The organism is Pseudomonas folii, from assembly GCF_014357575.1.
GTDB lineage: Bacteria > Pseudomonadota > Gammaproteobacteria > Pseudomonadales > Pseudomonadaceae > Aquipseudomonas > Aquipseudomonas folii.
Genome location: NZ_JACONW010000227.1, coordinates 1 through 6,056, shown reverse-complemented (window position 1 = coordinate 6,056; position 6,056 = coordinate 1). Strand labels below are relative to the sequence as shown.

8 protein-coding genes and 1 riboswitch are annotated in these 6,056 nt (G+C 58.2%); of the genes, 4 read left to right on the top strand and 4 right to left on the bottom strand.

The genetic code is table 11. From position 1 onward, the window contains the following. Positions 1-153: 153 nt before the first annotated feature. Together H8S59_RS25600 and H8S59_RS25595 are read left to right on the top strand one after the other, a co-directional pair. Positions 154-1,152: a methyltransferase gene (locus H8S59_RS25600; RefSeq protein ID WP_187523241.1), complete on the top strand. Its 999-nt coding sequence runs from the start codon at positions 154-156 to the stop codon at positions 1,150-1,152. Between the two features lie 39 nt (positions 1,153-1,191). Next, positions 1,192-1,312, top strand: a riboswitch (yybP-ykoY riboswitch). A gap of 87 nt (positions 1,313-1,399) precedes the next feature. Continuing rightward, on the top strand, positions 1,400-1,984 hold the full coding sequence (locus H8S59_RS25595; RefSeq protein WP_095099820.1) for a TMEM165/GDT1 family protein: 585 nt from the start codon (positions 1,400-1,402) through the stop codon (positions 1,982-1,984). A gap of 188 nt (positions 1,985-2,172) precedes the next feature. Here H8S59_RS25595 and H8S59_RS25590 read toward each other — a convergent pair whose 3' ends face one another. The 4 genes from H8S59_RS25590 to H8S59_RS25575 all read right to left on the bottom strand — a co-directional run bounded on the left by H8S59_RS25590 (position 2,173) and on the right by H8S59_RS25575 (position 4,366). Then, entirely contained in the window at positions 2,173-2,991 is an 819-nt protein-coding gene (locus H8S59_RS25590; protein ID WP_187523240.1) for a M48 family metallopeptidase, read from the bottom strand. A 233-nt stretch (positions 2,992-3,224) separates the two neighbouring features. Continuing rightward, positions 3,225-3,854 (bottom strand): SOS response-associated peptidase, encoded by a 630-nt coding sequence (locus H8S59_RS25585; RefSeq protein WP_187523239.1) that lies wholly within the window; start codon positions 3,852-3,854, stop codon positions 3,225-3,227. 57 nt (positions 3,855-3,911) lie between these two features. Further along, entirely contained in the window at positions 3,912-4,184 is a 273-nt protein-coding gene (locus tag H8S59_RS25580; protein WP_095100294.1) for a putative signal transducing protein, read from the bottom strand. Then, positions 4,184-4,366, bottom strand: a complete 183-nt coding sequence (locus H8S59_RS25575) for a CPXCG motif-containing cysteine-rich protein (protein WP_027899532.1) — start codon at positions 4,364-4,366, stop codon at positions 4,184-4,186. Before H8S59_RS25575 ends, H8S59_RS25580 begins: the two co-directional genes overlap by 1 nt. A 118-nt stretch (positions 4,367-4,484) precedes the next feature. Between H8S59_RS25575 and H8S59_RS25570 the strand changes: the two genes are divergently transcribed. Continuing rightward, positions 4,485-5,648, top strand: coding sequence for a 1-acyl-sn-glycerol-3-phosphate acyltransferase (locus H8S59_RS25570; RefSeq protein WP_187523238.1), 1,164 nt, complete (start codon positions 4,485-4,487; stop codon positions 5,646-5,648). A 153-nt stretch (positions 5,649-5,801) separates the two neighbouring features. Then, positions 5,802-6,008: a hypothetical protein gene (locus tag H8S59_RS25565; protein ID WP_027899530.1), complete on the top strand. Its 207-nt coding sequence runs from the start codon at positions 5,802-5,804 to the stop codon at positions 6,006-6,008. Positions 6,009-6,056 lie beyond the last annotated feature (48 nt).

The window sequence follows — 6,056 nt, the reverse complement described above, 5'->3', positions numbered from 1 at the left end:
CGCGAGGCCGCGATAGCGGTGTATCAGACAGACCGCCATCGCTGCCTCGCGGTGCTCGTGAGCTCCTACAGAAAAAGCATTTCAATTCAAAGGATCGCACCGCCGTTGCTGGCTCCAAACTGTTAGACTCCGCGCTTTTTCGAGGAGCCCACCATGGACCCGCGCAGTGAAGTGTTACTCCGTCAGGCCGAGTTGTTTCAGGGCTCCCTGCTGCTGGCGGGCCTGCCTGCTGACGATTTGCTGGGCCGCCTGCCGCAGGCCCATGGCTGGTGCTGGCATGCTGGCGATCAGGCTGCGCTGGACGCGCGCTTCGAAGGGCGCAGCCATTTCGGAGTAACAGCTCCTGAGCAGCCATTCGAAGCTGCTGTGGTGTTTTTACCCAAGGCGCGGGAGTTGACCAACTACTTGCTCAATGCCGTTGCCTCGCGCCTCGCGGGACGTGAACTGTTTCTGGTAGGCGAAAAACGCAGCGGCATCGAAGCCGCCGCCAAGCAACTGAGCCCGTTTGGTCGCGCCCGCAAGCTGGACAGCGCCCGCCATTGTCAGCTCTGGCAAGTCACCGTTGAAGACGCCCCTGACGCGGTAACGCTGGAAAGCCTCGCCCAGCAGTACGAAGTCGAAATGGAAGATGGCCCACTCAAGGTTGTCAGCCTGCCGGGCGTCTTCAGCCAGGGCCGACTCGATCGCGGCTCAGCGCTGCTCCTGCAACACATCGACAAGCTGCCGAGCGGCAATTTGCTCGACTTTGGCTGTGGCGCTGGCGTGTTGGGGGCTGCGGTAAAACGTCGCTATCCGCATAACAACGTGATCATGCTCGATGTGGATGCTTTTGCCACCGCCAGTACGCGTCTGACCCTTGCGGCAAACGGGCTTGAAGCCGAGGTACTGACGGGTGATGGTATCGATGCAGCGCCAATGGGATTGAGCACGATTTTGAGCAATCCGCCGTTCCATGTCGGGGTACATACCGACTATAAGGCGACAGAGAACCTGCTGAGAAAAGCCCGGCAACATCTGAAATCAGGCGGCGAACTCCGGCTGGTTGCCAATAGTTTCCTAAAGTATCAACCCATCATCGAAGAGCATTTTGGCGTGTGTGCGATCAAGGCTGAAGGCAACGGCTTCCGAATCTATCGCGCCAAGCGGGCTTGAAAATAAGCACTTGCCCAAAGCGAAAGCTGAAGGCAGAATCCGCTCCGTCCTAGGGGAGTAGTCTCCCACGAGCGCCACGCTCGTCCGGTACGCATCAACATACTTGGTCCTCAGACCATGGTGCGTACGACCCCGAATCCGCTCAGACGGATCGGTGGTTTGACAAGACCTATGACACGAACACCTTACCCGGGGCGGGGAGGCTGTACGTGTCATAGCCGTGTCGACCCGCCCCTAGGAAAACCTGATGCTGGAATCCTTGTTGGTCCCTACCGCTGTAGTCGCGCTTGCCGAAATCGGTGACAAGACCCAACTCCTTGCCCTCATTCTGGCTGCTCGCTTTCGCAAGCCATGGCCAATCATCGCGGGCATCGTCGCCGCAACCCTGGCTAACCACGCCGCCGCTGGCGCTGTTGGCGCATGGTTTGGCAGCTTCTTCTCCGACGCCACCCTGCACTGGATCCTCGCCGCGAGCTTCGCCGCGACGGCGCTGTGGACCCTGGTTCCGGACAAGATGGATGAAGACGAAGCCAACACTGCACGCAAGTTCGGCCCGTTCATGACCACGCTGATCGCGTTCTTCATCGCTGAAATCGGCGACAAGACGCAGATCGCCACGGTCATGCTCGCCGCGCAATATTCGTATCTGTGGCTGGTGATTCTGGGGACAACGCTGGGTATGTTGCTGGCCAACGTGCCGGTGGTATTGGCAGGCAATTTCGCCGCCGAAAAACTGCCCCTGACCCTGATCCGCCGCCTGGCGGCAGGCGCCTTCTTCGTGCTCGCGCTGGTTGCGGTTTACAAGGCGATGCAGGTGAGTGGCTGGGTTTAACGGCATTGCCCTGTAGGAGCGCGCTTGCCCGCGAGGAGCCTGGCTTGATTCACCGCGTCGCCACTCTCGCGAACAAGTTCGCTCCTACCCACACCGCGCTACACGGTAGGAGCGAACTTGTTCGCGAGGCTTTGAATGGGAATACATTTATCTTCAGGAGCGCACGAGCAACATGGACCTGCGCTGTATCAGGATTTTTTGGCCGCGTTATACAACGGCATCACCTTGGGAATCGCGGCTTGCAACGACGCGATGCGGCTTTCCGAAGCCGGGTGAGTGCTCATGAATTCAGGTTGTGAACCGCCTGAGTTCTGGGTCATTTTCTGCCAAAGGGTGATAGCGGCATTCGGGTTGTAACCGGCACGGGCTGCCAGCTCCAGGCCCAGCAGATCGGCCTCGTTTTCATTACTGCGACTGTTAGGCAATGTCAGGCTGTAATTCACCACGGTATCGGCCAGTGCCATGCTGTCCTGCCCAAGACCCAGAATTGCACCTGCCCCTTGCTTGGCCATCGCAACACCATAGGCCTTGGACATCGACTCTCGTCCATGCTCGCGCAGGGCGTGGGCGATTTCGTGACCCATCACCGCCGCGATCTCGTCGTCAGCCAGCTTCAATTTGTCGATCAGACCCGTGTAAAAAATGATCTTGCCGCCTGGTCCGCAGTTGGCATTCAGCTCATCACTTTTGATCAGGTTCACTTCCCACTGCCACTGCGCAGAATCCGGACGCAACTTAGGTGCCTGACCGATCAGGCGATCGGCAATCGCATGCACGCGCTTGGCATTGTCGCTGGTCGTGTCCAGCACGCCTTTGGTCGACGCCTCGCCAACCGTTTCCTTATAGGACTGGGCATACATCTGATTGACCTCATCGGTCGAGAGCATGCTGAACATGTATTGCTTGCGCTCTACTCCGACCGAATCGCCACTGGTGGTATTCACGGCCTGACAACCGCCAAGCAGCAAGGCAACGCTCAAGGCACATAGAGCAAATTTCTGACGCATGATGGATCTCCCTTTGAACATGGCGCTCATCCTAGGCGGTGAACGGCGGATGCGCCAGATGCTGGCTGACAGCCAAGTTTGTCAGCCTGGTTACACGTTGGTTCCTGTATGCGTACAAGGTGATAGGCGACGTGGGACCGGCTTTAGCCGGGAAGGCAGTAGTTCTGACGACACACTTTTAGTGACTATAACGGCCTCTTCCCGGCTAAAGCCGGTCCCACGAGGTTGCGCGATCACAACGGCGTCAGACACTCCGGCGCGTTGAGCTTAGGGTCATTGACCAGATTCGCCAGCGGGCGCTCGCGCAGTGCGGTTTGGGGAGCAGCAAGCAGGGCTTGCAAGGTTGGCAGGGGGGTGTCGGCCGCCAGCCAGTCCTTTTGCCCTTGCGCGTCGAGGATCAATGGACGCCGCTGACTGGCGGCCAGTTGCGTGACCACTGCGACACTCAGGTACGTATGGCCCTGCACCGGATAAGCTTCCCAGATCGCTGCAAAAAACAGCGCGGAGCCTTCCCCCGGCGTCAGCCAGAATGGCCGCTTGCGCGTCGTGCCGCGCCATTCATAAAAACCATTGGCGGGCAGCAGGCAGCGGCGCAAGCGAAAAGCTTCGCGAAACATCGGTTGCTCGACCAGGGTTTCAGCTCGGGCATGAGCCGGTGTCCGGGACAAGTCCGTCAGCCAGGGGGGCGTAAGCCCCCAGCGTGCCCGGGCCAGCTCCAGATCGCCTTCAGTTCCAGCGATAGCGCGCAACATGAGCACCGAATCCGCGGGTGATATATTCCATTGCGCCTGTTGGTCAGCCGGAAAACCGGGCAAGGCCGCAAAAGCGGGCGTCCAACGAAACAGCGCATAGCGTCCACACATGGGGCAAAAAAACTCACTTGGATGCGCCGGGTATTGAAGAAAAGGCCGTTACGCCGCTCAACACACCAGCACGTCAGGGAAATTGTCCGGCTCATCACCGGCCTCGCCTCCAGAAAAAGGCAGCGCCGCATTGTACTCAGTGATCAACTGTCGCGCCCGCTCGACCTGATCGTTGTCCACCAACAGGCCCAATAGCCCGAGGGCCGGCAACTCGCCAAGGGCGCCCAGCAAGTGCCCACCGGTCAGATGCGCTTCAATCCCCTCACTGGCGAGCATGCCTTGTAACAGCTCGCCTTCCATGAGGTTTTCCGGCTCGTAGACTTTCTGCATCATTCGTTCTCGCTGCGAACATCCAGATTCCAGTCTTCACCATCGGTTTGCAGGTCGAATACGATGGGCCGACAGCATACCGGGCAATCCTCAATGTACTGCTGATCACCGCCGGACAGATCCAGCACGGCCTCAACAGGCTCCCCGCAGTAAGGACAGTCGTAACTCTGAATTTCCTGCATCGCGGTCTCCGGGATCAGTTGTGCGTATAATCGCGCTCTTTGAAGGCTCCGATAGAGTCTGGACGCAATTTTCAGACCCGGCCTCCCCTATTTTTGTCACCCTTAACAAGAGAGCATGATGGGCGAATTTGATGCCATCCGACCTTACAACGACGCTGAAGTCTCAGCGGTACTTGAGCGTTTGCTCAGCGACAAAGAATTTCTATCGATCCTGACCCGCTTCCGCTTCCCGAAACTGGCAGGCGCTTTGGGCTGGGCATTACAACCGATCATTGCCCGCAAGCTGCGCCGTCAGTTCGTCGGTATCAATTCGGTCGCCACCTTGCAGGACAAGGTCGAATACTACGTCGACCACACCATTGAGCGCGCTACCGACGGTGTGACCTACACCGGTGTCGAGCAGTTCAAATCCGGCAGCGCCTATCTGTTTCTGGCCAACCACCGCGACATCGTGATGGACCCGGCCTTCGTCAATTACGCCGTTTACCACGCTGGCCTGCCGACACCGCGCATCGCGATTGGCGACAACTTGCTGCAAAAACCGTTTGTCAGCGACCTGATGCGCCTGAACAAAAGCTTCATCGTGCATCGCTCTATCGCCGGGCGTCGGGAAAAGATGGCGGCTTATCAGTTGTTATCGGCTTACATCAACCACTCGATTCGCAATGACTGCCAGTCGATCTGGATTGCCCAGGCCGAAGGCCGTGCCAAGGACGGTGATGATCGTACCGAGTCGGCGATCCTCAAGATGTTCCATATGAGCCGCAAGGACGAGCCATTCGCCGAAGTGATCCAGTCACTGAACCTGACGCCGGTGTCCATCAGCTATGAATATGACCCCTGCGATCACGCCAAGGCCAGGGAGCTCTATATTCGCGCCACTACCGGCACTTACACCAAAGTGCCAGGCGAAGACGATGTCAGCATTGCCTTGGGTATCACCGGCTATAAAGGCCGCGTCCATGTGAACTTTGCGCCGCCCATCACCGAGCTGTTCGAAGACACCAAGGCGCTGGCCACGGAGATGGACCGGCAGATTCTCGGTGGCTATCGCCTGTTCCCGGTGCATTACCTGGCGTACGCACAATGGGCCGATGCGGACACGACGCTCGATGTGCCGAAGGCCAACGATGTGTTTGCCGCACCGGAACTGACCAAGGCTCAGGAAGAATGGCAACGCCGTCTCGACGAATGCCCGGCAGAGCACCGCCCTTACCTGATCCAGCAATACGCGACGCCGGTGCGCAATCAGTATCGGGTCAAGGCGGGCATACCGCTCTGATGCTGTTGACGATAAAAAAAGGCGCTGATATTCAGCGCCTTTTTTTATGCCTGAAACTTGTCAGACAATTTTCATCACCGTCATGTGAACGTAACCTGATCCGGGCACTGTATGGCTCCTTCGAGGAAGAACTTCGACCCAATGGAGCTTCACATGCTGCACGCCAAAAACCAGGACCGCCTTTATCTGATCGCCCCAAGTGACGAACAGGAAGCCTTGATCGACGCTTGGTCCTTCAATGTTCAGGACCGTCACTGGCTGGTCTACTGCGCCCTTGGTGGTCACCAACACCATGACCTGCCAGACATGGATCTGCAGACGGGTTTCAGCTTTCTGGATTTTTATCAGCAGGCGGCGTGAGCCTGATCGGGATCATTGATAGGACGATTGGCGCGATGTCGTGGGGGC